The sequence below is a fragment of the Pseudomonas huaxiensis genome, from assembly GCF_003231275.1.
Classification (GTDB): Bacteria; Pseudomonadota; Gammaproteobacteria; order Pseudomonadales; family Pseudomonadaceae; genus Aquipseudomonas; species Aquipseudomonas huaxiensis.
Genome location: NZ_QKVL01000222.1, coordinates 1 through 247 on the forward strand (window position 1 = coordinate 1; position 247 = coordinate 247).

Here is a 247-nt window from a genome sequence, read left to right on the forward strand (position 1 = left end):
GACAGCGGCGTTGGGTCAGGCGGGTTTGAAGCCGGGTTTGCCGTTGGCGGCGCGCCATTCTTTTACGCGTTTGACGACGCCTTCGGGGCTGTCTTCGGAGCCTTCTGGCGGATAGTAGATGACATCGGAGCCATCGGGGTGCTCCGTAATGGCTTCGAAGTGGTCCAAAAGTCCATCTTTCCAGGCCCCGTATGCGTTGCCTTCCAGCGGCGAATCATTTCGGAAGAATAGCGTTACGAATGCCAGA

1 protein-coding gene is annotated in these 247 nt (G+C 57.9%); it reads right to left on the reverse strand.

Annotated elements, in window-relative coordinates; genetic code table 11:
• Positions 1-15: 15 nt before the first annotated feature.
• Positions 16-246, reverse strand: a complete 231-nt coding sequence (locus DM374_RS32965) for a bacteriocin immunity protein (protein WP_225422715.1) — start codon at positions 244-246, stop codon at positions 16-18.
• Position 247 lies beyond the last annotated feature (1 nt).